We start from the raw sequence: 25,848 nt of genomic DNA, 5'->3' as shown, positions 1-25,848 counted from the left end.
TTATTTCAGCTTTTCCTCCATGGAATCGACCATTTCACCGACATTCTTCCACTTCATGATCTCCAGTGACGTGAACTTGATGCCGAAGGTCTTCTCGATGGCTACAATCAGTTGGATATGACTCAGTGAGTCCCACTCCTCAATATCGTTGGCACTCGTCTCGTCGGTCAGCTCTACCTCGTCCAGATCGAGCACGTCGATAAAAATCTCATTCAGCTTGCTAAATATTTCTTTTCTTTCCATAATGTGTTGATATATTCTATCTTATGATTTGTTTTTTCAAGTCTATTATAGTATATGCTGAGCTGCATTGATGGGAATCTCAGCACCGTTCAACTGCTGACTGACTTTCAGCAACTGGCACACCACCTCTGCCACCTCCTGGGGCTTCAGCAGTTCTTTCAGCGGATGTACTTCCTTCATCTGCTCCAACTGGAAATCCTCCACCTTCCCGAAGTCTGTCTGCATATAGTCGGGTAGGATACAGTTCGATGTGATATGAAACCGTCCCAGCTCCTTACTGATGCTCTTCGACAACTGTCGGATGTAGGCCTTCGTGGCGGTATATACAGAGAAACCTGTCGGCGGCACGTCGATCACATACGAGGTGATGATGTTGATGATCTTACCGAACTTCCGCTTCCGCATGCCCTTCACACAGGCCTGGGTGATCTTGACCATCGGCATGACATTACAACGGAAAGCCTCGGCAAAGGCCTCCGGCTCTGTCTTGTAGAAATGGGTACCCTGCGCACTGCCGGCATAGGCGTTGTTGATGAGCACATCAACAGTCTCGTTCTCCAGACGCTCGACAAAGCGGTCCACACTGTCCTCGTCGCAGAAGTCCACCTGTACGGCCTCTACGTTCTGGAACCTGCCGACGAGTGCCTGTGCCTCGTCTTCATGTCGGCAATAGGTAAAGAGTATCTGGTCGTCCGCATTGGCGGCACAGGTCTCTACCAACGCCTTCCCTAATCCTGAGGATCCTCCTGTTATCAATAGTCTCATAGGCTTAATGGGGTAAGAGTCCTATCTGCACATGACCCTTGGCAACCAGTTTTCTGCCGGTTTCAACGGTCTTGTAGAACTTCAGTTTGTAATTGATGATGTTCACGGCTTCGGATACGGTGTCGACGCTGGCCTGCAGGGTGATCTCGTCGTTCAGGAACACCGGTTGATGGAAACTGATGTCCTGCGACTGGATCATGACATGCGGTGTCGGCAGACACATCCCCACGAAATGGGAGATGAATGCATTGAGGATATTCCCGTACATCACACAGCCCGGGAATCCCTTCTCACGGGCAAACGATTCATCCGTATGCAATGGGTTCATATCCTCACTGCACCGTTGGAAACTGTCATATACCACTGGCGTCACATGATAGACATGCGACAGCTGGGTGGTCTGTTCTGCTAGTTCTGTAATCGTCATTTCTTAACCTCGATATAACACTCTTTGGGCTGGTAAGTCTCTACATCCAACACGTACTGGGCGGTCGTTGCACCCGTCACCACTTGGAAGCCGAGATCGGGATAGTGCTGCTCCACCATCTTGTTCTTCGGGGTGGGCAAGTACTCACCGATGATACGCTTATAGCCTGCCGCCTTGGCACGTTCCACCATCGTGTTCAGTGTGAAGTTCTCCATGCCGCGCTTCAACACACGACAACTCATCAGCCAGGTGTCGACGAACAGGGTCTCTGCATCCTGCTTCCTCATGATGATGACCGCGATCAGTCCGTTGTCACCGAACTTATCCTCGAGTGTGAAGCTCAGGTCGATGACCTCAGGATCCTGTGCCAGTGCCTCGATGTCGGCCTCGGTATATCTCACCGTACGTAGGTTAAACTGGTTACTGCGCTGTGACAACTGTGCCACACGGGGCGTATTGAACTTCGTGAAACCGCTCACCGTCGAGACCATATCCAATGACTTCAGGAAGTCAGCCTCGTTGGCGAAGGTCTTCTGCAGCGATACGCGCTTGGCCTCCACCTGGTACTGCTTTGTACGGTCTTTGTCGGCATTGCTGTAGGAGGCCGTCTCGAAGAGGTTCTGCGAATAGAGGAACTCCAGATAGTCACCGGGATCTTCCGGCAGCTCCGGCACGGTGATGCCGGGGATGTTCTCTCGGACGATATTCCGTTCGAAGGGATTGTCATCGAGGAACACCATCGAGTCGAAGCCGATATTCAGGATACTCTGGATGGTACGGATATTATCGACCTTCGTCTCCCAGTTGGCCTGGAACACAGCGATATCATCGAGCTTCAGCACCATGTCGGGATGCTTCTCGAAGGGCTCCTTGGCAGTGTCCTCGTTGTTCTTCGAGGCCACGCAGATGATGATACCACGCTGCTTCAGTTTCTTTACCCACATCTGGAACTCCGTGAAGGCCTTCCCGATGCCCAGTCCATGTCCTAACTGGATACCCTCCAGTCCGTCATCACCGATGACACCTCCCCAGACGGTGTTGTCCAGGTCGAGGATGAGACATTTCTTAAACTGTCCCTTGATGGCACACACGATATCCATCACCCGCGAGGCCACATGGGGCAGGGCATCCACGCTGAGCACCATCTCCGTACTGACGTAGATATTGGTCGAGAACAGGAAGTCGCGCCCCAGCTTGTTCTGCAGGGCGGCGATGTCACAGATAAACAGGTTCGCATACTGCTGCGACAGGTCCATCAGGGCCGTGTTCAACTTCCTCACTTGGTAGGTCAGCGAGCTCCGCACCTTATTGGCGTAGCTGCCGAAGACCGTATCCTCGATCTCGGGGTAGTTGAAGTAGATGATCTTCTTATTGGCAAGTGCGGGGTTCTCACAGATCGAGGCGATGAAAGCCAACCGGTCGTCGGCCAACGACTCCTGCTGGACTGTGTCCAGCATACTGTGCTTCTCTCCGAGCTTATGGGTTGACTGGAAGACGACGATGAAATCGGCATCAAACTGATACAGATCACTCCCGGGATCCAGGAACTGTCGTTCCACCTGGTTGTATTCTGCCTCATAGAGGTGGATATCGTAACCACGCTCCAGACCGACCCCACGGATGGCGGTTGCCAGGAACTGTGTCGCTGTGTCTCCGACGAGCGCCACCTTACATGCCGGTAGTCCCTCGGGCATCTTCTTCAGCATTCTTTTCAGTTCATTAAACTCCCTCATATTTCAATCCTCCATGTTATTCAACCTACGTTCATTAATGTCCACAAATGTCCATTAACTCCCGCTAACTCCCATTAACTCCCGTCAATTAACTCCCGAAATAATCCTCCAGCTCCGTCTGGGCACTACCGTTACTGTTGGGCATATCCTTGATGATACGTCCCTTCTCCAACAACGTGATACGTGTGGAGATATCGATGGTATGTGCCAGGTTATGACTGGAGATGAGGATGGTGGCACCCGTCTGTCGGTTATATTCCACCAGCTCATGCTTCAGGGTGTTCTGACTCGATGGGTCGAGGAAGTTGAACGGCTCGTCGAGGATGACCAGCTGTGGCCTGTTAAACAGGGCCGACATGATGCCCACCTTCTGTTTGTTACCAGCCGAGAGGTTACGGATGAGTTTCTTCTGTCCGAAGATCTCACCGCCAGCCAGACGCTCGAAATCCTTCATACGGTTGTCGACCTCCTCTGTCGTCATGTTCGTGATCTTCCCGATGAAAGCGAAGTATTCCTCCGGCGTCAGGAAGTCGATCAGGAACCCGTCGTCGATATAGGCACCCGTCCATTCCTTCCATTGTTCCGAAAGGGCAGGGTTCACGGCAACAGCCTCACTCTCAGTGGTAGCGGGGCAGGAGAGTGTCACCTCTCCCTCGTCGGCCTTCAGCAGGTCGAGCAGCATTCGGAAGAGCGTGGTCTTACCAGCACCATTGTTACCTACCAGTCCGAGGATATCCCCGTCGTTGATGGTCAGCGACGGAATGTCACTGGCCACCGTCTCTCCAAACACCTTCTTCAGATCCTTTATAGTAATCATAACTCTCTATTCAGAACTCCTAACTCTTAATTCTTAATTCTTAATTCTTAACTCTTAACTCTTAACTCTTAACTCTTAACTCCTACACAATCCCCTTTCCGTGGCAGTTCTTGAACTTCTTACCACTTCCACAGGGACAAGGATCATTGCGACCAGGCAACTTATCCTTGACAATCGGACTGTGCGGCTGCTGGGCGCGTGTGTCGTGAGCGGCGGCGGCAGCCTGGTTCGGGTCCGTCAACTGCTCCTCGTTGAGCTGTTGTTTGCTCTCCGTGTACTGCTGACGCTGGGTGCGCTGCTCGGGAGCAGCCTCCTGTACCTGCTGCATCTCAGGAATCTGACCGCGAGTCAGGATCGAACAGATACGGTTGTACATCTCGTTGATCATGTCATCCCACACCTTGGCGCTCTCCAGCTTGAAGATCAGGAGCGGATCCTTCTGCTCGTACGAGGCGTTCTGTACGGAGTGCTTCAGCTCGTCGAGCTGGCGCAGGTTCTCCTTCCACGAGTCATCGATGATATGCAGGAGGATCGACTTCTCGAACTCCTTCACTACCGACTTCGACTCAGTCTCGTAGGCCTCCTTCAGGTTACAGGGGATATTATACATCCGACGACCGTCGGTGATGGGCACCATGATACGCTCGTACATCTGTCCTTGGTTCTCATATACCTGTTTGATGATCGGTGCAGCCACGGTCTGTATGCGCTCCGTCTTACGGTTGAAGTTACCGATGGCAGCCTGGAAGGCGTTCTCGGTGAGCACGTCACGAGGCTGGTCGATAAACTCCTCTTCGGTGAAGGGCACCTCCATCGACAGGATATGGAGGAACTCCTCCTTACAACTCTGGTAGTCGGCCGCGTTCTCGATGATGTTCACCACACGGTCCCAGATGATATTGGCGATATCCATGCCGATACGCTCTCCCATGAGGGCGTGACGACGCTTCTCGTAGATGACGGTACGCTGTTTGTTCATCACATCGTCGTACTCGATGAGTCGCTTACGCACACCGAAGTTGTTCTCTTCGACCTTCTTCTGGGCGCGCTCGATGCTCCTCGAGATCATCGGACTCTCGATCATCTCACCGTCCTTGAAGCCCAGACGGTCCATGACGGAGGCGATACGCTCCGAGGCGAACAGACGCATCAGCTTGTCCTCGAGCGACACGTAGAAGACAGAGCTTCCCGGGTCACCCTGACGACCGGCACGACCACGCAGCTGACGGTCCACACGACGGCTCTCATGACGCTCTGTACCGATGATGGCCAGACCGCCTGCGGCCTTCACCTCCGGCGACAGCTTGATATCGGTACCACGACCGGCCATGTTCGTAGCGATGGTCACGGCACCCTTGCCGTTGGTCGACTGTCCGGCCAGTGCCACGATGTCGGCCTCTTTCTGGTGCAGCTTGGCGTTCAGCACCTGATGGGGGATACCCTCACGCTTACCGGTCTCGGGATCCACATACATGTCGAGCATACGGGAGAGCAGCTCAGATATCTCCACCGAGGTGGTACCGATCAGCGTCGGTCTTCCGGCATTGCGCATCTTCACGATCTCCTCGATCACGGCCTTGTATTTCTCTCGGGCGGTCTTGTACACACGGTCATCCTGGTCGTTACGGATCACAGGACGGTTCGTAGGAATCTCCACCACGTCGAGCTTGTAGATATCCCAGAACTCACCGGCCTCGGTCGAGGCGGTACCGGTCATACCGGCCAACTTATGATACATACGGAAATAGTTCTGCAGGGTGATGGTGGCGAACGTCTGTGTGGCCGCCTCCACCTTCACGTGCTCCTTGGCCTCCACAGCCTGGTGCAGACCGTCGCTCCAGCGACGACCCTCCATGATACGGCCTGTCTGCTCGTCCACGATCTTCACCTCACCGTCGATGACCACGTACTCGTCGTCCTTGTTGAACATACAGTAGGCCTTCAGCAGCTGCTGGAGGGTGTGTACACGCTCACTCTGGATGGCGTAGTGGTTCAACAGTTCGTCTTTCTTGTCGAGACGCTCCTGATCGGTGAGTCCGGCCTCCGCCTCCAGGGCTGAGAGCTCCGAGGTGATGTCGGGCAGCACGAACAGCTCCGCGTCGTTCACCTGCTTGGCCAACCATCCCGTACCCTTATCGGTCAGGTCGCAGGAGTTCAGCTTCTCGTCCACCACGAAGTACAACGGCTCGATACACTCCGGCATACGACGGTTGTTGTTCTCCATGTAGATCTCCTCGGTCTTGAGCATGCCGGCCTTGATACCCTCCTCAGAGAGGTACTTGATGAGCGGCTTGTTCTTCGGCAGGGCCTTATGCGAGCGGTACAGTGACAGGAAGCCCTGGTCGAGCTTCTCCTGACCGTCTTTCTTGTTACCTTCCTCAATCAGTCGGTTACCCTCGGTAATCAGGGTCTTGGCATCAGCCAGGTACTGGGTGGCCAACTGGCGCTGTACGCCTACCAGCTTCTCCACCAGTGGCTGGTACTCCTCGAACATCTGGTCGTCGCCCTTGGGGATAGGACCAGAGATGATCAGCGGTGTACGGGCATCGTCGATCAACACCGAGTCCACCTCGTCGACGATGGCGTAGTTATGGGCGCGCTGCACGAGATCCTGTGGCGAGATAGCCATGTTATCACGCAGGTAGTCGAAACCGAACTCGTTGTTCGTACCGAAGGTGATATCGGCCTGATAGGCCTTCCGTCGTGCCTCACTGTTAGGCTGGTGCTTGTCGATACAGTCGACGCTCAGGCCATGGAACATATACAACGGACCCATCCACTCGGAGTCACGCTTGGCCAGATAGTCGTTCACCGTCACCACGTGCACACCGTTACCGGTCAGGGCGTTCAGAAACACGGGCAGGGTAGCCACGAGGGTCTTACCCTCACCGGTAGCCATCTCCGCAATCTTTCCCTGATGGAGCACGACACCACCGAACAACTGTACGTCGTAGTGTACCATCTCCCATTTCAGATCGTTACCACCGGCAGTCCAGTGGTTATGATAGATGGCCTTGTCACCGTCGATGGTGATAAAGTCCTTCTTCGGATCGGCGGCCAACTCACGGTCGAAATCAGTCGCCGTGACGACGGTCTCCTCGTTCTGTGCAAAGCGACGTGCGGTCTCCTTCACGATGGCGAACACCTCCGGCATCACCTCGTCGAGTGCCTTCTCATAGATGTCGAGCACCTCCTTCTCGATCTTATCGATCTGTGCGAAGATGTCGGCACGTTCGTCGATGGGCGTGTCCTCTATGGTGGCCTTCAGTGCGGCGATCTTTGCCTTCTGCTCATTGGCAGAGTCTTGTACCTGCTGCTGCAGCGTCTTCGTACGCTGGCGCAGCGCATCATTGTCGAGCGACTCGATCTGTGGTGACACGGCCTTCACCTTCTCCACGAAGGGCAGGATGAGCTTCATGTCACGGGTCGACTTGTCACCGAACAATGTCTTCAGAATCTTGTTGAAATTCATGATGATATTTGTTATTAATTATTCGCAATATGATTTGTAGTAAAAAACGTCGGCAAAGGTACAAATTTTATTTGTAATTGCCAAAGGTCTTGATATAAATCTGTCAAACAGACGGTCTGTGCTTCAGAACAATGGTTCCGAAGCACAGGCATTGGGTGCGCGAATGCGGATGGTCTTAGCCACGGTCGGGGCGATCCTGTCGACGGTGACAGGCGTCTGCACACGTTGGGCGGTAAGCCCGTTGCCGTAGATAAGGATAGGGAAGGTGATGGCCGAGGCCTGCGACAGCAGGTCCTCGCCGGTCTCTTCATTCTGTAGGTGCCAACCCGGAGCCACCTCGATCAACAGGTCGCCGTTGCGCTGCGGGTTGAAGCTGTTGCGTATCTTGGCAATCTGCTCGTGGTAGCTGCCCAACAGCTGCAGACGAGTATAGACGTTCCTCACGCCGGCCATCTGTGCCACGAACTCCTGAGCCCGTTGGGTGGCATCGGTCATGCTGATACGCTTCGACTCCAGCAGTTGGTGGTTGAAGAATAACTGTCGTCCGTAGCAGCCCTCCACGTAGCGCCCCTGTCCCCAGAGTGCGCCGAAATACATGTTCAGCAGACTGGCTGTACGATTGATATAAAAGGTACCCGTAGGGATGCGATAAGCCGTGTAGTCGGTCTCTTCCGGATCACTGTAGCCGGTGCTGGTGACGACGAACATAACCTGTCCTTGGCCGATCCTGGTTTCCAGTTGTGCCACCAGTGTGGCGATCTCTCTGTCCAGACGCAGGTAAGTGTCTTGTAGCTCCTTCTGACTGACCGACACCGGTCGGTGCCCGTAGGTACCGGCATAATAGGTCAGACATAACAGGTCGGTCACACCGTCATACCCCATGGCGAGGTTCGACTGACTATGCAGCGCCAGCTCCGTGATGTCGGCATTGATCAGTCCCGATGTCTGGTAGTCCTGATGCCGTCGGTCGCCCTTGAACGTATAACGGAAGTCGGGCTTCTGTTGAACAATCAATGGCTTCCATTCCCGCTTCCTGCTCTTATCTTCGTAAGAATATAACTCATTGAACGACAATAGCCATTGCGGCACTTCATTCATGTAATACTGCGATGTTGTCCAGCGCCCAGTCTGGGTGTCCAGCCACACCGCCCCGTCGGCGGCATGACCGGCCGATAGGATGGCGGCATCCTCAAACGGGGCGACGGCAAACACCTTCGCCTCCCCGTGCGTGGCCACCTTCAGTTCGTCGCCCATCGTCGACACGGCCATCTGCACGGGCGAGGGCACACTGTCCTGCTTCTGACTGTCCGTGCAGAGCACCGGTCGCAGGGTGGCCTTGTCCAACCACCGTGTACCGACGATACTATGGTAATAAGGGGTAGTACCTGTGACGACTGACGATATGGCAGAGGCCCTGTCGGGCTCGAAGAACGGATAGGTGGCATTCTCATAGACCACACCCTCCGCCAACAGCTTCTTGAAACCATTCGGCCCGTAGAGTGGGGCGAAGGTCTCCAGGTAGTCACTGCGCAGCTGGTCGATGGTGATGCTCACCACGAGCCGCGGTGCCTGTCGGGCACCGTCCTGCGCCAGTGCCTCGGCATGCCAGCCAACTACCGCCAGTAGTGTGATATAAATATATTTATTTTTCATTCACTAGCCCCCTTAACAGCAAACATAGTGCCACAATCATCATTCCCTCGGCATAGTGCTGGAAAAACCGTCCTACGGCAAACAGCACGACCATCACGATCAGGAGAGTCCACCAGTGCGTGCGACGCCGTCTGAGAACGGCTGGCAGGAAGAACAGTGGCAACGGGTTCAGCAACAGGATCTGCAGGTTGAGACTCGTGGTCGGGTGCTGTGAGAAGATCATGACGAAGAGCACACAGCCCGCCAGTCCTTGAACCGTCATCAACAGGGCATCCCAGTACTTAAATGTCTTCTTTCTGCGCCATTCCATCGCTACGATGACCAGTGAGAGCACCAGTAGCACATAGGCGCAGGCGGTCGGCGACAGCGGGAAATCCTCCTCAATCACCTGTACCCCCGGTTTGACCGCCATCCGACGCTCCTTGACCAAGGGCCGACGGCTACCGTCGCTCACGATCTGAGCCCTGTCGAAGTCGTACATCAGGTTGCCCGGCAGGAACTCCTGTTCCCGGAGTGTCGTCCTTCGGTCGGCCTTCACGCCCAACAGCATATCATTGCCGAAGGTAGCCCAGGGATGGTTCCTCGTACACACACTGATCATATCCCGATGCGATGGTGTATAGTCTTCACGCTGAGCATATTCTATTTTTCCGTTTAAGCATTTCTCAATGATGTCCCGAGGCCGTGTCGAACAGTTGTCGAAGAAGAAGTTATACCGGTACACACGGTTCTCCGGCTGCATATTCTCCGACAGAGCCAGATACATCGCCTCCTTCTCCTCGGCTGTCAGGTCGAGCACCTGTTCGGTGACACTACTGCCACATTGTCTGTATTCTTCGAGGAAATACTGGTAGGGCACCACGCCCAGCTCATAGTCGGTCAGTCCGAACACGAACCGCAGGGCGAAATAAGGCTTCTTGAAGTTGAACATCCCCCAGTTGAACGCCAGGTCGGTGTCGTTCCGTTGGTCGTGCCATCTGATGGCGGCATGACCGTACAGACTGTATATCTCCTCATGCGGCGAGCAGGTCAGTAGACTGACCTCCACGGAGTCCATGGGGTGCTTGTCGATGACATCCCCGTCAGCCGACACGGTCTGTGCCTGTACGACGGAGGCCGACATCATCAGAATGATGCCTAAAAATGTACAAAAATCCTTTCTGAAATGTTTCACGATGCAAAAATAGCTTATATTTTGCAGTAAAAAGCCATTTATTCCATTTTTTTTCAATAATTTTGCACGCTGAATAGATTTTCAACAGAATAAACATAAAAGACATGAATAGAATCATAGGTGGTCTGGTCTTGTCGGCCATCACCGCAACCGCCTTCGCACAGAGTAGTACCAACTCCCCGTATAGTCAGTTCGGCTATGGCGATCTGACCGATCAGGGCGTCGGTTTCAATAAAGGTATGAATGGAGTCGGCCTGGCTTTCCGTAAGGGAAACGAGGTGAACCCCCTGAATCCGGCTTCCTATTCCGCTGCCGATTCCCTCACGATGATCTTCGATGCCGGTCTGTCGGGTCAGATCACGAACTTCAAGGAGGGCAGCACCCGTTTCAGTGGCAAGGGGGCTGGCTTCGACTATGTCGTGGGTCTGCTCCGTGCTGCCAAGAACTTAGGCGTGTCGTTCGGTGTCCTGCCTTATTCTAATGTCGGTTATAAGTATAGCACCACGTCGTCCATCCCCGGGTCGCAGGCCATACAGTCCAGCACCTACGAGGGCGACGGCGGCATGCATCAGCTGTTCCTGGGTGCCGGTTTCCGCATCTTCAAGCCCCTGTCGGTCGGTTTCAATGCCGCCTATCTCTGGGGCGAGTTCGACCGCTCGTTTACCGGAGTCACCAGCATCAGCTCGGCGAAATACCTGGTGAAACAGTATTCCGCATCCGTCAGGAACTACAAGCTCGACTTCGGTATGCAGTACGAGCAGAAGCTTGGCAAAGGTGATCTGCTGACGCTGGGAGCTACCTATAGTCCCGGTCACAGTCTCAAGACCGATCCCACCTGTCGTATCATCAGTGTCAACACCTCTGCGAGTCAGAACGATACCACCTCTTATGTGGTGCACGACGGTCTGTCTTTGCCCACCGCCTATGGTTTCGGTCTGGCCTACAGCCATCATGACAAGCTGCGTGTGGGTGCCGACCTTCAGGTGCAGAAGTGGGGTTCTGTCGATATGCCCTCCGACGAGGGTGGCACCTATGCCCTGCGGAGCGGTCTGCTGAAAGATAGTTACCGTGCCAACCTCGGTGCCGAGTGGATTCCCAACCCCCAGAGCACCCGTCATGTCCTGAGTCATGTGCGCTATCGTATCGGTGCCGGCTATGCCACACCTTATTATAATATAAACGGTCAGGACGGTCCTAAGGAACTGAGCCTCAGTCTCGGTTTCGGTATTCCCATCATGAATGCCTATAACAACCGTTCCTTCCTGAATATCAGTGGTCAGTGGTCGCACCGTTCAGCCGATAATCTGATTACGGAGAACACCTTCCGTATCAACATCGGTCTGACCTTCAACGAGCGCTGGTTCTCTAAGTGGAAAGTAGAGTAAACATCCATGTTCAATAAAAGAACCCTCCCTCTCGCTGCCATCGTGCTGCTCGTGGTCGCCTGTAGCGACGTACAAGAGCATACCGCCCCGGCCGTCCACGACCGCGATTCCGTGTCGGTGATGACCTCCTATGGCGTGAACACCCTGATCAGCGACTCCGGTGTCATCAAATACCGCATCGTCACCGAGCGTTGGGATGTGAACACGGCGAAGAACCCCTCACGCTGGTCGTTCGAGAAAGGCGTGTTCTTTGAGCAGTTCGACGAGAAGTTCCATGTACAAGGCTACATCCAGGCCGACACCGCCTGGTACTACGACCAGAAGAAGCTCTGGCATCTGCGTGGTCGTGTCCGCATCCGTAATGTCAACGGTATGCTCTATGAGAGCGAGGAGCTCTACTGGGACGGCATAAGCCATGAGTTCTATTCTAACGTCTTCTCGCGGGTCACCACCCCCGAGCGCACGATGGAAGGCACCTACTTCCTCAGCGACGAGAAGATGACCCACTATACGGTCAGCAACTCCAAGGGCTCTTTCGAGCGTGAGGACATGACAGGCGAGACGAAGGACGAGGCGTCGAAGGGCGCCGCTCCCGCCGACACCGCGCAGCACCTTGCTCCCCAGCGCCCTCAACTCACCAAACACGCCAAGCGCCAGTAATGACCGTCCTGCTCATCTCCCTCATCATCTCGATGCTCCTCTCCGCGTTCTTCTCAGGCATGGAGATCGCCTTCGTGTCCAGTAACCGCCTGTTGGCCGAGATGGACCGTGAGAAGAACGGCCTGTCGCAGAAGGCCCTGGCAGTGTTCTACCAGCATCCCAACAACTTTGTGTCGACGATGCTGGTGGGCAATAATATCGCCTTAGTCATCTACGGCATCCTCTTCGCCCGTCTCTTCGATGCCACCCTGTTTGCACCGCTCAGCGACGGACTCCGTGTGATGGCCGACACCCTGCTCTCCACGGTGGTCGTGCTCTTCACGGGTGAGTTCCTGCCGAAGACCATCTTTAAGAATAACCCCAACACCCTGCTCACCGTCTTCGCCATTCCGGCCTACGTGTGCTATGTCATCCTCTATCCGATATCCCGCCTGGCCACCCTGTTGGCCAAGGGCCTGCTCCGCCTCTTCGGCATCCGCATGAGTCGTCAAGACGCGGAACACGAGTTCACGAAGGTCGATCTCGACTACCTCGTGCAGACCAGCATCGACAGTGCCGGCAATGAAGACGAGATCGGTGAGGAGGTACGTATCTTCCAGAACGCCCTCGACTTCTCTGAGACGAAGGTGCGCGACTGTATGGTGCCCCGTACCGAGATCGATGCCGTCGAAGATACCGCCACCCTCGAGACCCTCCGTCAGATCTTCATCGAGAGCGGTCACAGTAAGATTATCGTCTATCACGAGGATATCGACCATATCATCGGCTATGTCCACTCCTCCGACCTCTTCCGGCTCGATGCCGTGGCCGTGGCCGACAAGTCCCTGACATCGCTCCGTGGTCAGCTCTCCATCCGTGAGCTGAACTTCGTGCCCGAGACGATGCTCGCCTCGAAGCTCATGAAACTGCTCATGCAGATGAAACGCTCGTTGGCCATCGTCGTCGACGAGTTCGGCGGCACGAGCGGTCTGGTATCCCTCGAGGACCTCATGGAAGAGATTACCGGTGAGATCGAAGACGAGCACGATACCGATAGTGCCCTCGAGGCGAAGCAGTTGGGCCCCGACGAGTATATCCTCTCGGCCCGTCTGGAGATCGAGCGCGTCAACGAGCTCTACGACCTCGACCTGCCCGAGAGCGACGATTATATGACCCTCGGTGGTCTTATCCTCCATGAGTACCAGTCGTTCCCGAAGCTCAACGAGGTCGTCAGGGTAGGGCGCTACGAGTTTAAAATCCTGAAGAATACAGCTACTAAGATAGAGTTAGTGCGACTAAAGGTGATGGAATAGAATAATTTTAATGAAAAATTTCGCCGTTTCATTCCTTTTTTGTAATTTTGCACACGTTTGTTTTACAGAATTAAAAATTTAAAATTAAAATATTAGAAAATGGCAGCATTAGGAAAAATTAGAAAGAGGGGAATCACCCTCGTGATCATTATTGGTCTTGGCCTGTTTGCCTTCATTGCCGAAGAGGCGTTCCGTTCTTGCGAAGCAACCAAGAACCAGCAGCGCCAGCAGATCGGTGAGGTACTTGGTAAGAAGGTCAACGTGCAGGATTTTCAGGCACTTGTCGATGAGTATCAGGATGTGTTGAAGATGACCCAGGGCATCGACAACTTCTCTGAGGATCAGCTCAACAGCATCAAGGACGAGGTATGGAACTCGTATGTCAGCGAGCAGATCATCAACCACGAAGCCGAGCAGATCGGTCTCACCGTCACCGACGAGGAGATGCAGACGATCATGAAGGAGGGTCGCGACCCCATGCTGCTGCGCTCACCGTTCGTGAACCAGCAGACCGGCCGTTTCGACGTGACCATGCTCACGAAGTTCCTGGCCGACTATAAGAAGAACGCCACCAACCCGCAGCTCACTGAGTCCTATCAGAAGATCTACAAGTACTGGCAGTTCATCGAGAAGCAGCTCCGCCAGCAGACCCTGTCACGTAAGTATCAGGCACTCATGGCCAACAGTCTGCTCTCTAACCCCGTATCCGCAAAGATGGCCTTCGAGGGTCAGAACCAGGAGAGTGATATCCTGCTGGCTTCTGTCGCTTATTCGAGCATCAATGATAACGACGTGAAGATCGACGAGAGCGACCTCAAGGCAAAGTACAATGCCGAGAAGGAGATGTTCAAGCAGAGCGTCGAGACCCGCGACATCAAGTATGTCAGCTTCCAGGTTGTCGCATCTGCCGCCGACCGTCAGGGTCTGATGACCACCATGCAGGAGGCTTCTAACAAACTCCAGAGTGGTGCCAACCCCGCCGAGGTCGTCCGCAAGGCCCAGTCGCAGTTCCCCTACACGGGCATTGCCGCTACCAAGCGTGCTTACCCCTCAGATATCGCCGCTAAGCTCGATTCGATGGCTGTGGGTCAGACCACAGCCCCCTTCGAGACCAAGCTCGATAACACCCTTAACGTGGTGAAGCTCATCTCCAAGACGATGATGCCCGACAGCATCGAGTATCGTCAGATCCAGGTAGGTGGTGCTACCGCCGAGGCCGCCCGTAAGACCGCCGACAGCATCTACAACGCCCTTAAGGCAGGTGCCGACTTCGAGGCGCTCGCCAAGAAGTACGGTCAGACCGCCGCTAAGCAGTGGCTTACCTCTGCGATGTATGAGAACGCCACCACGATGGACGAGGAGTCGAAGAACTACCTCAACGCCATCAACAACCTCGGTGCCGGTGAGCTGAAGAACCTCGAGTTCTCTCAGGGTAACATCGTCATCCAGGTGACCGCCCGTAAGGCTATGGTCGAGAAGTACGACGTGGCTGTCATCAAGCATACCATCGACTTCTCTAAGGGCACCTATTCTGATGCCTATAATAAGTTCAGCCAGTATGTCAGCGAGAACAAGACCCTGGCCGACCTCGAGAAGAACGCCGCCAAGAGCGGTTTCCAGGTGCAGGAGCGCAAGGACCTCTTCAACTCAGAGCACAATGTGGCTGGCGTCCGCGCCACCCGTGAGGCCATGAAGTGGATCTTCGACGCCAAGGAGGGACAGGTGAGCCCGCTCTATGAGTGCGGTAACAACGACAACCTCCTCGTGGTAGCTCTCACCAAGATTCATCCTGTCGGTTATCGTTCACTCGACGACGTGAAGGATGCCGTCCGTCAGGAGGTGACACGTGACAAGAAATTTGACCAGATTAAGGAGAAGTTTGCCGGTGTGGCCGACATCGCTGCCGCCAAGGCAAAGGGTGCCCGTATCGATACCGTCAACCAGATCACCTTCTCTGCGCCTGTCTTCGTACAGGCAACAGGTGCCAGTGAGCCTGCTCTCGCAGGTGCTGTCGCTGCCAGCAAGCAGGGCGCATTCAGTAAGACACCCGTCAAGGGTAACGGTGGAGCCTACCTGTTCCAGGTGCTGAAGAAGGGCAACCGTCAGGATGCTAAGTTCGACGCTGCTGTCATGGAAAAGCAACTCCAGCAGAAGGCCATGCAGGCCGCTGGTCGCTTCATCCAGGAGCTCTATCAGAAGGCCGGTGTGGTTGACAACCGCTACCTGTTCTTCTAAGCGAGAAAAGTATTAAATTTGTCATATAAAAGAGCAGACATCTCCGGGTGTCTGCTCTTTTTGTGTTTCAATCATCCTATATCAAAATCTTTCAAAATACGAAAATTAACCATTTTTCCTTGGTTGAATGGATAAAATGTCGTATTTTTGCAACCAAGTCATGCGCCATTCATTTCGAAGAAATGGGCTTCGTGCCTTTCAATCAAATGAGTGTCAGGCGTTTGCGATAGGCTTATTTGTCGCTGTATGTCAGTACAAATTCACCGAATCGTGCCAACTGTATCACTGTTTTGTGCGCCCCACCATCAGGTTGGGTGACCCTCTCCTTTGTCTTTTATAATTTTTAAACAATATGAAACGAATACTTTTTTCCCTGTCGTTTCTGGTCTTGGCCCTGACGGGCTCTGCCCAGAGCATGAGTGACAGTCAGGTGCTCCAGTACGTCCAACGCGAGATGAAAGCTGGAACGAGTCAGTCACAGATCGTTGTCAAGCTGATGCAGAAAGGTGCCACCGTTCAGCAGATCCAGCGCCTGCGTAACCAGTACGAGAAGGCCGGCGGCAGCGTGTCCGATCTCGACGGCGCCTCCGCTTCGTCGTCATCCCTGTTGAAGGGCTTCTCGTCCAGCCGTTCTTCTGCCGCCACCTCTACGGCACTGCGTCAGAACAATGGATCGGTGATGGTCGACGAGGAGGGTAATCCGCTTTACTCGTCCACGAACGGCTTCATGTCAACCGACATGAGCGATCTCGACAGCCGTCCCAACGTATATATCCCCGACATGGTGGATAACACCGTCAACGGCAAGCCCGTCTTCGGTCGTGACATCTTCAACAAGCGTACCCTGTCGTTCGAGCCGAATATGAACATCGCCACGCCGACCAACTACATCATCGGCCCGGGCGACCAGATCGTCATCGATGTCTATGGTGCCTCTCAGAAGAGCGAGACCCTCTCTGTCTCTCCCGAGGGAACAGTCACCGTGACAGGCTACGGTCCCATCCAGGTGGCCGGTCTGACGGTTGCCGCCGCCCAGGCCAAGATCCGTCAGCAGCTCGGTCAGCGCTATAGCAGTTCGAAGATCCGCATGACCGTCGGTCAGACCCGCACCATCCAGGTCAACGTGATGGGCGAGGTCGCCGCCCCCGGTACCTATACGCTCTCAGCCTTCGCCTCGGTGTTCCACGCCCTGTATATGGCAGGTGGTGTCAACGCTATCGGTACGCTGCGTAGCATCAAGGTTTACCGTGGTGGTCGTCAGCTCACCGTGGTCGACGTCTACGACTATATCCTCAACGGCCGTCTCACCGGTAATGTACGCCTGGCCGACAACGACGTCATCGTCGTCGGTCCTTACGACTGCATCGTCGAGGTCGCCGGTAAGGTGAAGCGCCCGATGCTCTACGAGATGAAGAAAGGCGAGAGTGTCGCCTCCCTGATCAAGTATGCCGGCGGTTTCACGGGCGACGCCTATACCAAGGCCGTCCAGCTCAACCGTACCAGTGGCGACAAGCACTCCGGCTATAATATCCAGGAGTTCGATATGACCACGTTCAAGGTCCAGGATGGCGACTCCGTCACTGTCAGCTCCACACCGCTGCGCTACGAGAACACCGTCACCGTCACCGGCGATGTGTTCTATCCCGGTAACTACGACCTCGGCAATGGCGTCAACACCGTGCGCTCCCTCATCGAGGCTGCCGGTGGACTCAATGAGTATGCCTTCACCGGTCGTGCCGTCATCCGTCGTATGAACGCCGACCGCACCCGCCGTACCATCTCCGTCGATCTCGACGGTATCATGTCCGGCACCACCGCCGATATCCCCCTCGAGAACGAGGACGAGCTGATCATCGCCTCCAACGCCCAGCGCACCGGTGCCTACACCGTGGCCATCCGTGGTGAGGTGTACCAGGGCGGTGAGCTCGAGTACTCAGCCGACGAGACCATCGAGGACCTCATCGTCCGTGCCGGCGGTCTCACCGATGCCGCCTCCATGGCCCAGGTCGATGTCGCCCGTCGTATCGTCGATCCGAAGGCCACCGGTCAGTCCAAGGAGATCGCCAAGACCTACACCTTCCAGTTGAAGGACGGTCTTGTGGTCGATGGCGACCGTTCGTTCACCCTCCAGCCCTACGATGTCGTGACCGTTCACCGCAGTCCCGGCTATCAGATTCAGCGCGAGGTATCCATCGATGGTGAGGTGCTCTTCCGTGGATCCTACACCATGACCCATAAGAACCAGCGCATCTCCGAGATTGTCAAGGCCGCCGGTGGTGTCACCGACGAGGCCTACCTCCGTGGTGCCCGTATCGAGCGCCTGATGACCGAAGCCGAGAAGTTCCGTAACAAGCAGGTGCTCAAGCTCGTTGAGCAGCAGAAGGAGAACATGGGCTTCGAGGAAGAGCAGATCGACTCCGCCGAGGTACGTTACTCCGTCGGTATCGAGCTCGACAAGGCCCTGGCCAACCCCGGTTCCGACTATGATGTCGTGCTCCGTGAAGGCGATAAGATTATCATCCCCGAGTACAACGGTACTGTGAAGATCAACGGCAACGTGATGTTCCCCAACACCGTGGCCTTCAGCACCGGCAAGAGCTGGAAGTGGTACGTCAACCAGGGCGGTGGCTTCGGTGCCCATTCCAAGAAGAGCCGCACCTTCATCGTCTATGCCAACGGTATGGTGTCCAAGGCCAGCAAGGGCAAGGTAGAGCCTGGCTGTGAGATCATCGTCCCGAGCCGTACCAACACTGCACAGGAGACCATCTCGATGATTACCGGCATGGCTTCCTCATTTGCAACCATGGTCACCATGATTGCCACCGTCACGAACCTCATCAAATAGCATGAGGTTCGTGCCCCCTCCGGGCACTCCCCCCTCCGCGGTCCCTGAGCCTGTCGAAGGACAGAAGCGTAAAGGCATTGCGGGTGCTGCACCATCATCAATGCGCAGCCGAGAGCGACAAGCGGGACCTGTGATGGTCTCAGCTTACCTTAATGTAAGAGCGACAGGAGGAGCGGTTAAGCCCCTTGACAATGATTGGCGAGGGGTTTGGGGAGTGGTTCGAAGTCCCTTCTTAAGGACAAGAAGGGGTTGGGGTTGTTGGTGAACCTGCAGGGTGCAACCCTGCAAATAAAAAGAATTTTCTTAAAACTTTTCTTTAATGGAAGAAAATAAAAACAAAGAATTGAACTTTGAAGAAGAGAGTTCAATCGACTTTTCAAAGATCTGGGAAGCTTTGAAGAAACACAAGCGTCTCTACTATAAGGTGCTCCCAGCAACCTTCATAGTCGCCTGTTTCTTTTTGTTCAGCATCCCCAACTACTACAGTTGCACGGTGAAGCTTTCCCCAGAGCTCTCCAGCACCAAGAATGTCGGAGGTTTGGCCTCTTTAGCCAGCTCGTTCGGAATCAATCTTGGTGGTGCCTTGGGTAATGGCTCTGAGGCCCTGTTCCCGACGCTCTATCCCGACCTGATGAACTCCGTCGATTTCAAGACCTCGCTCTTCCCCGTGAAGGTCCGTCAGAAAGACAGCACCGAGTGCATCTCGTACTACGACTACCTGAAGGACCGCCAGCGTCGTCCTTGGTGGTCGTCGGCCGTCCGTGGCCTCTTCAGTCTGCTTCGCAGTCAGGAGGAGCAGCCCGACACCATCAACACCTTCGAGCTCACGAAGGAGCAGACCCGTATAGCGAAGTTCCTTGACAAGAAAGTGTCGTGCGATGTCGACAAGAAGACCATGGTCATCACCATCGATGTGATTGACCAGGATCCCCTGGTCTGTGCTTTGATGGCCGACAGCGTGAAGGAACGCCTGCAGAAGTTTATCACCGACTACCGCACCCAGAAGGCCCGTGTTGATCTCGAGTATAACAAGAAGCTCGCCCGTGAGGCCCGTGAGCGCTATGTCCATGCCCGTCAGCTCTATGTAGAGTTCGTCGATGCCAACCAGGCCTTGATCCTCGAGAGCGTCCGTGCTAAGCAGACCGATCTGGAGAATGAGATGCAGCTTCAGTACAATGCCTATAACACCGCCTCTGCCCAGCTCATCGCCGCCGAGGCGAAGGTGCAGCAGGAGACCCCGGCCTTCACCACGTTGCAGAGTGCTACGGTACCCGTCAAGAAGGCCGGTCCCCATCGCGCTAAGATTGTGCTTATCTGGCTCTTCCTGGCTTTCCTCGGCACCTCAGTCTGGATTCTCCACAAGGAGAACCAGCTCAAGCCCTTATTAGGTCTGAGTTAATGGCGATCACGCAGCTGTCGCTGATTCGATTATTGCTCGCAACGAATCCTAACACTCTTTGCTATTTTGAACGTCAGTTCTAAGCCTGAGTCGCATTACTATACTAATGATGATGTGGCTAATTGAAGTTTTTAGGCCAATGCGAGTTGAGTGTGGCTATCTGTTAAATCGAGAGTAATAGGTTATCCAATGAAGATTTGAATCATGAGATCCTTTGTGAAGGATATCATTACCCGTTAATGACACAAACAACAAATAGCATAACTTTTCCGTCATCTTCAATGACAACAGTGAATGTGAGAGATATTGACAAGGTCTTGCCCTTAATTGCGGCGGTATGGTTCTTTGTCTGTATAGACTCTATCTTTGTTTGGAACCCTTTTACTTCTATCATACATATATTTGCAGCATTAGGTGTTATTTGGGGATCGATGCTTTCTAAGTCTGTTTCGTATGTACGGAAGTATCGTCTTCTCTCTATTTTAATGCTATGTTATTTAATATGGTTATTGATATGCTTAACCAGTAATCTTGGTAATTTCGTAAAGCAAATATGTGTATTTGCACCAGTATTATTTCTTTTATTCTGGTCGAAAGATTTGTTAACCGGTTCTTATACAATTATCAAGAAGGTTGTTGTTTTCTTTGCAATAGGAGCTTCCATTGTATCTATATTAAGTCTGGTAGGCTTGATTTCATCTATTCCTCATTTCGTCGTTCCTCCGCAGGAAGCCTTGCATGAAAGGTTAGGATATGTCTATTATGTATATGGGCTGTTTGTCACTATTCAGGATCCCGCCCAGATGCTTATCTATAGAGCGTGTGGAATGATGAAAGAACCTGGCCATTTTGCTGTCATTCTAGGTTTTATATATCTGATAGACCGATATCAAGGCCAGAAGATTAACTTATGGCTTGTTTTATGTGGCATATTGACTTTCTCATCGAACTTTATTTTGATAGCCCTTTTTACAGAGCTTCATAACATATTTAGGATAAAGAATGTGAAGAAAATAGTGAAATGGGTTTTAATAGCAATATTCGCCATCTATATTATATATCTATTCTTGCCATCTGATATTCAAGATCAGATATATTATCTCATATATGGTCGCAATCTTGAGAAAGTGATGGACATATTGGCTTCTTCTTCCTCTATTAATGAAGCATTGGATGAGCGTGCCAGTGATCTTCCTTTGGCCATTTACAATAAGATGTCCTTTAATGAGATGATGGTAGGTGTTGGAGCTTATGACTCTGCTTATTGCCTTTCTGATTATCGTGGAATGATTATGGCCATCGGATGGATCGGCATGGTTCTGTCCATTTTCTCTTATCTGTTTCTTATTCGGGGTAGTCGCAAAGCTATGGCATGTTCTTTGTTAATGACTTTCGTTTTGATTATGATGCATCGTTCATGGATGTTATACTATCCTTATGTTTATTTTCTTTCTATGCTGGCAGTTGTAACGACATCTCCCCAGCATTTATACCGATATCATTCTAATGGAAAATGAAAATATAAAGACCCAAACGATATCTTCTATGTTATGGAGTGCCGTTGGCAGATTCGGAACCTTGGGGATATCATTTGTGTCAAATATGGTTTTGGCCCGTTTGCTTTCTCCTCAAGATTTCGGATATATAGGTATGCTATATATCTTTATTGCTTTATCTGACGTCCTGATTATTGGAGGATTTGGTGCAGCTTTGATACAAAAGAAGAATCCTACTCATTTGGATTATACATCAGTATTTTATTGGAATTTATTTGTTGCGATTATATTATATTTTATTTTGTATTTATCAGCTCCCTTAATTGCTGATTTTTACAATATGCCATTATTGTGCGAAGTCTTTAGGATACAAAGTCTTTCTTTGATCATTGGTGCCTTCTCGTTAGTTCAAACCACTCAGTTACAAAAGCAGTTAAGATTCAAGGAATTTTCTGTTAGAGGTATCGTTTCTGCATTATGTGGAGTAACGGTTTCAATTATCATGGCTTTTATGGGATATGGCATCTGGAGTCTTGTGGCCTTGTCACTTGTGATGAGTTTATCTAGTGTAATACTTCTCTGGAAGATGAGTGAATGGCGACCTACCTTGGAGTTTAGTATGCAGTCATTGAAGTCTTTGTTCTCCTTTGGAGGATTGATGGCTTTATCATCATTTGTTGAGACTCTATATACTAATGTTCAGGGTTTGATTATAGGTAAATGGTTTACCCCTCAGGACTTAGGTTATTATACACAAGCCCGAAAACTAGAGCAGGTTCCTACAAGTGCGTTATCAATGATTGTCGGCCAAGTCGCATTTCCTGTTTTTTCTATGCTAAATGAGGAAAAGACAAAGTTGAGAAATGGAGTGAGTAAGAGTATTAAGTCGATATCCTATCTGAGCGTCCCAATGTGTTTTTTGCTTATTGTCATAGCTAAACCACTTATATATCTCTTATATGGTCCTCAATGGGGTGCTTCTGTTTTGTATTTTCAAATCTTATGTCTTTCAGGTGTTGTATATATCATTAATTGTTTGAATTTGAATGTTATTAAGTCACTTGGAAAAGGAAAAGTGTATTTAACTATGCAGATGACAAAGCGATTGATTGGTATCTTCATGATATTTTGTGGTATTTCTTTCGGCGTAATCGGGGTGGTAGCCTCTGTTGCTATAACATTTTATATCGATTTTCTTATTAACGGATTTATAAATAAAAAGATGATAGGTTATGGCATCAAGAGGCAGCTGTATGATATTAAGGAAATAGTAGCCATAGCCCTAGCGTTAGGCGTTCTGATTTACTTTATAGGGCAGATATTACCACTTCAACAATATATTGTGATGTTCATTCAGATACTATTGTTTGTGTCATTGTATTTGTTGATTACCAGTATGTTGAAGTTTGAAAGTGCTAAAGTATATCAAAATGTATTATTCAATTTATTTATTTGCAAATTAAAAAATGGAACTAAAAGATTTTATTGAGAATTTTGCGGCTCAGTTCGATGATACTGATGCAAGTGAGATTAAGGCAGAAACAGTGTTTAAGGAGCTTGATGAGTGGAGCTCTCTGATTGCTCTTTCTATTATAGCTATGGTGGACGAGGAATACGATGTAACCCTGCAAGGTGAAGATATTCGTGCTGCCAATACCATTGAAGAGCTCTATCAAATCGTAAAGGGTAAACTTTAATGTCTTTGCTGACAGTAAAAGGAGTCCGGATTGCTGGCTTTTCAGCAGGTGTTCCTAAGCAAATAGTCTCAAAGATTGATTCAATCAATTCTTCCGACTATGATGCTTCTGAGTTTATAGAAAAGACAGGTATTAAGGAGGTTCATGTATCTGATGATTTCGCAGCCTCTGATCTTTGCCTTGCGGCAGCAGAGAAACTGCTTCAGGATCTCGGTTGGGAAAAGGACTCTGTAGAGGGAATCTTCTTTGTATCCCAGCATCCTGACTATATCTTGCCTGCAACATCTTGTATACTACAGGAACGAATGGGACTCAGCAAGGAGTGCTATGCGATGGACATCTCTCTCGGTTGCTCCGGATGGGTTTATGGACTGAATGCAGCTTCTTCTGTTTTGGCTGGTCATGGTATGAAACGTGCCCTGTTGTTGGCTGGCGATGCCCGCAAACGTGCAAAGTGCGATTTTGACCCATTGTTCGGCTTTGCAGGAACTGTTACCGCATTAGAATATACAGGGCTTGAAGAGGACGTGATGCGCTTCCATTTAGGAACAGATGGTAGTGGCTATGATGCCCTTATCATACCGGATGGCGGTAGCCGGAATCCTGCCACTGTTGATTCCTTTAAGATGGAAGAGGTAGATGGTAAAATGATGCATCGTATGCAGGCACGAATGAAAGGTATGGATGTCTTCTCTTTTTCCATATCAATAGTTCCTAAATCCATTAAGAAACTGATGGCTGAGGAGAAGAAAACAGCAGAAGACTATGATTATTTCGTTCTTCATCAGGCGAATACGATGATTAATGAGATGATCCGCAAGAAGATTAAGGCAAAGCCAGAACAGGTGCCTTATAGTCTCCATGAGTTCGGAAATACTTCCATGGCCTCAATACCGCTCTCCATCGTTACCCAACTGAAGGGGAAGGTGGAATCCAAACCAATAAGTTATATTGCTTGTGGGTTTGGTGTCGGCTTGTCATGGGGAACAGTTTCTTTCAGGACAGATGGACTGGTGATTTCTGATTTAGTAGAATTGTAGGATGAGTGCGTATTACAACCCGTTTTCATTAGAGGGTAAAACAGTCCTTATCACAGGAGCATCTTCTGGTATAGGTAGGGAAACAGCAATACAGTGTTCAAAGTTAGGGGCCACAGTGGTTTTGACTGCAAGGAATGAGGAGCGCTTGAACGAAACATACCGTCAGTTAGAGGGCTCTGGACATATACAGATCCTGGCAGAATTGACAGACCCGGAGCAAGTCATGTCTTTAGTTGACAGTCTGCCTGTTCTTGATGGTATTGTCTTGTGTGCTGGCAAAGGAATGACTTTGCCTTTCCCTTTTTGTACAAGAGAAAAATATGATGAGGTTTTCGATGTGAACTTCTTTGCTCCTGTTGAGTTACTCAGACTATTGGTTAAAAAGAAGAAGACAGCAAAAGAATCCTCTGTCGTTTTTGTTTCCTCTGTTGGAGGAAATACTTCGTTTAATCTAGGTAATGGGGTGTATGGCGCTTCTAAAGCAGCACTTAATTCTACAATGAAATTCTGTGCCCGTGAGTTGGCTGCGAAAAAGATCAGGGTAAATAGTGTCAATCCAGGAATGGTTAATACCAACCTTATTCATGGTGGAGTTATTTCTGAGGAGCAGCATAAACTTGACATGGAGAAGTATCCTTTGAAGCGTTATGGTGAGCCTGCAGATATTGCGTATGGTATTATCTACTTGCTTTCTGATGCTTCATCATGGTTGACGGGACATGCTTTAGTTATAGATGGAGGTTTAACAATATAATGGAAAGACTTTTAGAGAATAAGGTTTGCATCATCACGGGTGCGGCGCAGGGTATCGGTAAGGGCATCGCAGAGCGGTTTGCCGCTGATGGTGCCATCGTCTATGCCTGTGATCTCCGTGAGGGCAGCATGGACGAGTGGGCGAAGGTGTGCTCGGAGCAGAACAACACCCGTGTCATCCCGATGTATTTCGACGTGGCGGATGCGCCGGCCGTGAAGAATGCCCTGATGGCGATCTTCAAGGCTGAGAAGCGCATCGATGCGTTGGTGAACAACGCTGGCGTGGTGTTCAACAAGAAGATTGGTATGATCGTGCGTCAGGAGACGGAGCTGATGTTCCGCATCAACGTGATTGCGGTCATCGAACTGGTACAGTTGTGCTCTCGTCTGATGGCTCGGACGGGTGGTGGCTCGATTGTGAACATTGCCTCGGTGACGGCTGTGCTCGGTTCTCCAGGACAGTCGGCTTATTCGGCCACGAAAGGGGCTATCATGTCGTTCACGAAGTCGGCCGCCAAGGAACTGGCATCGCAGGGTGTCCGTGTGAATGCCGTGGCACCGGGCATCGTGAAGACGGAGCGCTTCGCCGAGCTCTATGAGAGCGACGGGGCGAAGATCGACCAGCGTATCTCACGGATTGGTCTTGGCAGACTGGGTACACCTGAGGATATCGCCAATGCCTGTGCGTTCCTGGCCTCCGACCGTGCGTCGTATATCTCGGGTCAGATCCTGGGCGTTGACGGATGCGCCTCAATCTAATGG

The 25,848-nt window shown here is 51.7% G+C and carries 20 protein-coding genes; 12 read left to right on the top strand and 8 right to left on the bottom strand.

Translation table 11 applies throughout. The features are described 5' to 3' along the window. From BMY63_RS02050 to BMY63_RS02015, 8 genes are all read right to left on the bottom strand, one after another. Entirely contained in the window at positions 1–243 is a 243-nt protein-coding gene (locus BMY63_RS02050; RefSeq protein WP_091899514.1) for an acyl carrier protein, read from the bottom strand. A gap of 45 nt (positions 244–288) precedes the next feature. Next, positions 289–1,008, bottom strand: coding sequence for an SDR family NAD(P)-dependent oxidoreductase (locus tag BMY63_RS02045; protein WP_091914402.1), 720 nt, complete (start codon positions 1,006–1,008; stop codon positions 289–291). Between the two features lie 4 nt (positions 1,009–1,012). Next, complete coding sequence (locus BMY63_RS02040; RefSeq protein ID WP_091899512.1) at positions 1,013–1,435, bottom strand: MaoC/PaaZ C-terminal domain-containing protein; 423 nt, start codon at positions 1,433–1,435, stop codon at positions 1,013–1,015. Further along, complete coding sequence (locus BMY63_RS02035; RefSeq protein ID WP_091914400.1) at positions 1,432–3,168, bottom strand: HAD-IIIC family phosphatase; 1,737 nt, start codon at positions 3,166–3,168, stop codon at positions 1,432–1,434. The genes BMY63_RS02040 and BMY63_RS02035 overlap by 4 nt, the downstream gene beginning before the upstream one ends. An 88-nt stretch (positions 3,169–3,256) precedes the next feature. Continuing rightward, the gene (locus BMY63_RS02030) at positions 3,257–3,985 is read right to left on the bottom strand and encodes an ABC transporter ATP-binding protein (protein ID WP_091914398.1); all 729 of its coding nucleotides are present in this window, start codon (positions 3,983–3,985) and stop codon (positions 3,257–3,259) included. An 82-nt stretch (positions 3,986–4,067) separates the two neighbouring features. Beyond that, positions 4,068–7,457 (bottom strand): preprotein translocase subunit SecA, encoded by a 3,390-nt coding sequence (gene secA / locus BMY63_RS02025; protein ID WP_091914396.1) that lies wholly within the window; start codon positions 7,455–7,457, stop codon positions 4,068–4,070. A 123-nt stretch (positions 7,458–7,580) separates the two neighbouring features. After that, a complete protein-coding gene (locus tag BMY63_RS02020) occupies positions 7,581–9,110 on the bottom strand; it encodes an alkaline phosphatase family protein (RefSeq protein WP_091914394.1) in 1,530 nt (509 codons plus the stop codon). After that, positions 9,100–10,284 (bottom strand): Lnb N-terminal periplasmic domain-containing protein, encoded by a 1,185-nt coding sequence (locus BMY63_RS02015; RefSeq protein ID WP_256218897.1) that lies wholly within the window; start codon positions 10,282–10,284, stop codon positions 9,100–9,102. The genes BMY63_RS02020 and BMY63_RS02015 overlap by 11 nt, the downstream gene beginning before the upstream one ends. Before the next feature lie 104 nt (positions 10,285–10,388). Between BMY63_RS02015 and BMY63_RS02010 the strand changes: the two genes are divergently transcribed. The 12 genes from BMY63_RS02010 to BMY63_RS01955 all read left to right on the top strand — a co-directional run bounded on the left by BMY63_RS02010 (position 10,389) and on the right by BMY63_RS01955 (position 25,845). Further along, the gene (locus tag BMY63_RS02010; protein WP_091914392.1) at positions 10,389–11,669 is read left to right on the top strand and encodes a BamG family beta-barrel-assembly machinery protein; all 1,281 of its coding nucleotides are present in this window, start codon (positions 10,389–10,391) and stop codon (positions 11,667–11,669) included. Positions 11,670–11,675: 6 nt separating this feature from the next. Further along, complete coding sequence (gene lptC, locus BMY63_RS02005; RefSeq protein WP_091914390.1) at positions 11,676–12,329, top strand: LPS export ABC transporter periplasmic protein LptC; 654 nt, start codon at positions 11,676–11,678, stop codon at positions 12,327–12,329. Continuing rightward, on the top strand, positions 12,329–13,621 hold the full coding sequence (locus tag BMY63_RS02000; RefSeq protein ID WP_091914388.1) for a hemolysin family protein: 1,293 nt from the start codon (positions 12,329–12,331) through the stop codon (positions 13,619–13,621). The genes lptC and BMY63_RS02000 overlap by 1 nt, the downstream gene beginning before the upstream one ends. A gap of 99 nt (positions 13,622–13,720) precedes the next feature. After that, complete coding sequence (locus tag BMY63_RS01995; RefSeq protein ID WP_091914386.1) at positions 13,721–15,856, top strand: SurA N-terminal domain-containing protein; 2,136 nt, start codon at positions 13,721–13,723, stop codon at positions 15,854–15,856. A 352-nt stretch (positions 15,857–16,208) separates the two neighbouring features. After that, a complete protein-coding gene (locus BMY63_RS01990; RefSeq protein WP_091914384.1) occupies positions 16,209–18,701 on the top strand; it encodes an SLBB domain-containing protein in 2,493 nt (830 codons plus the stop codon). A gap of 394 nt (positions 18,702–19,095) precedes the next feature. Next, positions 19,096–20,100, top strand: a complete 1,005-nt coding sequence (locus BMY63_RS01985) for a chain-length determining protein (protein WP_371113567.1) — start codon at positions 19,096–19,098, stop codon at positions 20,098–20,100. A 296-nt stretch (positions 20,101–20,396) separates the two neighbouring features. Further along, positions 20,397–21,617, top strand: a complete 1,221-nt coding sequence (locus BMY63_RS01980) for a hypothetical protein (RefSeq protein ID WP_143065695.1) — start codon at positions 20,397–20,399, stop codon at positions 21,615–21,617. Continuing rightward, positions 21,607–23,085, top strand: coding sequence for a lipopolysaccharide biosynthesis protein (locus BMY63_RS01975; protein ID WP_091914379.1), 1,479 nt, complete (start codon positions 21,607–21,609; stop codon positions 23,083–23,085). The genes BMY63_RS01980 and BMY63_RS01975 overlap by 11 nt, the downstream gene beginning before the upstream one ends. After that, positions 23,063–23,293 carry an acyl carrier protein gene (locus BMY63_RS01970; protein WP_091914377.1) on the top strand — a complete coding sequence of 77 codons (231 nt, stop codon included), beginning with the start codon at positions 23,063–23,065 and terminating at the stop codon, positions 23,291–23,293. The genes BMY63_RS01975 and BMY63_RS01970 overlap by 23 nt, the downstream gene beginning before the upstream one ends. After that, positions 23,293–24,333: a ketoacyl-ACP synthase III gene (locus BMY63_RS01965; RefSeq protein WP_091914375.1), complete on the top strand. Its 1,041-nt coding sequence runs from the start codon at positions 23,293–23,295 to the stop codon at positions 24,331–24,333. Before BMY63_RS01970 ends, BMY63_RS01965 begins: the two co-directional genes overlap by 1 nt. Position 24,334: 1 nt before the next feature. Then, on the top strand, positions 24,335–25,087 hold the full coding sequence (locus BMY63_RS01960; protein WP_091914373.1) for an SDR family NAD(P)-dependent oxidoreductase: 753 nt from the start codon (positions 24,335–24,337) through the stop codon (positions 25,085–25,087). After that, on the top strand, positions 25,087–25,845 hold the full coding sequence (locus BMY63_RS01955) for an SDR family NAD(P)-dependent oxidoreductase (protein ID WP_091914371.1): 759 nt from the start codon (positions 25,087–25,089) through the stop codon (positions 25,843–25,845). The genes BMY63_RS01960 and BMY63_RS01955 overlap by 1 nt, the downstream gene beginning before the upstream one ends. The last annotated feature ends 3 nt before the right edge of the window (positions 25,846–25,848 follow it).

This window comes from Prevotella aff. ruminicola Tc2-24 (assembly GCF_900110895.1).
Classification (GTDB): Bacteria; Bacteroidota; Bacteroidia; order Bacteroidales; family Bacteroidaceae; genus Prevotella.
The sequence above is the reverse complement of the archived record's forward strand: the minus strand, read 5'-3'. Positions and strand labels throughout refer to the sequence as shown.

Coding starts and splice junctions, on each gene's coding strand:
- BMY63_RS02050 (WP_091899514.1), bottom strand. CDS start 243: ATGGAAAGAAAAGAAATATTTAGCAAGCTGAATGAGATTTTTATCGAC.
- BMY63_RS02045 (WP_091914402.1), bottom strand. CDS start 1,008: ATGAGACTATTGATAACAGGAGGATCCTCAGGATTAGGGAAGGCGTTG.
- BMY63_RS02040 (WP_091899512.1), bottom strand. CDS start 1,435: ATGACGATTACAGAACTAGCAGAACAGACCACCCAGCTGTCGCATGTC.
- BMY63_RS02035 (WP_091914400.1), bottom strand. CDS start 3,168: ATGAGGGAGTTTAATGAACTGAAAAGAATGCTGAAGAAGATGCCCGAG.
- BMY63_RS02030 (WP_091914398.1), bottom strand. CDS start 3,985: ATGATTACTATAAAGGATCTGAAGAAGGTGTTTGGAGAGACGGTGGCC.
- secA (WP_091914396.1), bottom strand. CDS start 7,457: ATGAATTTCAACAAGATTCTGAAGACATTGTTCGGTGACAAGTCGACC.
- BMY63_RS02020 (WP_091914394.1), bottom strand. CDS start 9,110: ATGAAAAATAAATATATTTATATCACACTACTGGCGGTAGTTGGCTGG.
- BMY63_RS02010 (WP_091914392.1), top strand. CDS start 10,389: ATGAATAGAATCATAGGTGGTCTGGTCTTGTCGGCCATCACCGCAACC.
- lptC (WP_091914390.1), top strand. CDS start 11,676: ATGTTCAATAAAAGAACCCTCCCTCTCGCTGCCATCGTGCTGCTCGTG.
- BMY63_RS02000 (WP_091914388.1), top strand. CDS start 12,329: ATGACCGTCCTGCTCATCTCCCTCATCATCTCGATGCTCCTCTCCGCG.
- BMY63_RS01995 (WP_091914386.1), top strand. CDS start 13,721: ATGGCAGCATTAGGAAAAATTAGAAAGAGGGGAATCACCCTCGTGATC.
- BMY63_RS01990 (WP_091914384.1), top strand. CDS start 16,209: ATGAAACGAATACTTTTTTCCCTGTCGTTTCTGGTCTTGGCCCTGACG.
- BMY63_RS01975 (WP_091914379.1), top strand. CDS start 21,607: ATGGAAAATGAAAATATAAAGACCCAAACGATATCTTCTATGTTATGG.
- BMY63_RS01970 (WP_091914377.1), top strand. CDS start 23,063: ATGGAACTAAAAGATTTTATTGAGAATTTTGCGGCTCAGTTCGATGAT.
- BMY63_RS01965 (WP_091914375.1), top strand. CDS start 23,293: ATGTCTTTGCTGACAGTAAAAGGAGTCCGGATTGCTGGCTTTTCAGCA.
- BMY63_RS01960 (WP_091914373.1), top strand. CDS start 24,335: ATGAGTGCGTATTACAACCCGTTTTCATTAGAGGGTAAAACAGTCCTT.
- BMY63_RS01955 (WP_091914371.1), top strand. CDS start 25,087: ATGGAAAGACTTTTAGAGAATAAGGTTTGCATCATCACGGGTGCGGCG.